The 1,587-nt window shown below is 57.5% G+C and carries 1 protein-coding gene; it reads left to right on the forward strand.

The window, feature by feature from the left end:
• Window positions 1-1,587: phage tail tape measure protein (locus C3451_RS24075; RefSeq protein WP_124304490.1), on the forward strand; the 1,587-nt coding region annotated here is incomplete at both ends.

A 1,587-nucleotide genomic window follows, 5' to 3' on the forward strand; every position in this document is an offset into this window, starting at 1 on the left:
GACAGCTTGCCGCGGTCACGCAGGCACGTGCGCGCTATGACCGGATGCAGCAAACGGCGGGCAAACTTCGCGGTGGTGGCACAATGGCCGTTGCCGGGGCCACTGCTGCCGGTTACGTAGCGGGGCGTTTCTTATCCCCTGCCGTTGGGTTTGACCGGGAAATGTCCCGCGTGCAGGCGCTGACCCGTATAGATAAAAGCTCAGCAGACTTTTCGGCACTCCGCGATCAGGCCAAAAAGCTGGGCGCTGAAACGCAGTTCACCACGACGGACGCTGCCAGCGGTCAGGCGTTTCTCGCAATGGCCGGTTTCACTCCGAAGGCTATTCAGGCCGCGCTGCCTGGCGTGCTCAATATGGCACTGGCCGGTGGCATGGATTTAGGTGAAAGCGCCGATATCAGCTCAAACATCCTGTCTCAGTTCCGCCTCGATCCCAAAGAAATGGATCGCGTCAGTGACGTTTTAACGGGCGCGTTCACCCGCACCAACACCGATCTGCAAAATATCGGCGAGGCAATGAAGTACGCCGGGACAGGTCTTTCAAACCTTGGCGTGAGCGTCGAACAGACCACGGCCATGATCGGCGTGATGGCGAACGTGGGCTTGCGCGGGAGTATCGCAGGTACAGGTTTGCAGGCCACATTTTCACGCCTTGCCGCACCAACTGGCAGGGCAAAAACCGCGCTTAAAGAATTGGGCGTAGAAGTCGCTGACGCCACGGGGAAAATGCGCCCTGCTGAAGTGGTTCTCACCGATCTCTATAAAAAGATCAGCAAGTACGGGGATACCGATAAGCTCTCATTCTTCAAAGATATTGCCGGTGAAGAGGCGTCAAAGTCATTCCAGGCTCTGGTTATGTCGGCTGGGAGCGGCGAACTTCAGAAGCTGCTGGGTGAACTGAAAAACGCCAAAGGTGAGGCGCAGAAAGCCGCAAAAATAATGGCGGATAACCTTGATGGCGATCTCAAAAATCTGGACAGCGCCTGGGAAGGCTTCCGTATTCAGATTAACGATCTCGTCAACAACCAGCTGCGCGCCCTGACTCAGGGACTGAGTGACGTTGTGGGGAATATGACGGAGTGGGCTAAGGAGAATCCGAAGCTTGCACAATCCCTGCTGGTTGTCGGCGGTAGCGTTCTGGCACTGACCGCCGCCATTGGCGGCACATCGCTGGCGATCGGCCTGCTGATGGGCCCGCTGGCTAAACTCCAGTTAGGTTTTACCCTGCTGACGGGGGGCAGAGGCATAACCGGAACGATTTCCGCTCTGCGCACACTCGGCACAGCTTCCGGCCCGGCAATGGCAAGCGTGCGCGGATGGGGGCCAGTTCTCGGCTCGTTAGCAGGGAAAATGCGTGGAGTTTCAACCATCATACCCGCTATGCGCGGCGCGCTGATGGGGGCATTTCTTGCTCCTGGTGCCGCGCTGGGTGCGCTGACCAAAAACATCGGGATGCTCGCCCTTCGCCTGACGGGCTTTACGACCATATGGAGCATTATCACGACCTCAATATCTGTACTGGGTGCAGCACTTTCACTGCTACTTAGCCCGATTGGTCTGATAGCGGCAGCTTTTATCGCTGCCGGAT

Source organism: Enterobacter sp. 301B (assembly GCF_003850715.1).
GTDB classification, from domain to species: domain Bacteria; phylum Pseudomonadota; class Gammaproteobacteria; order Enterobacterales; family Enterobacteriaceae; genus Enterobacter; species Enterobacter intestinihominis.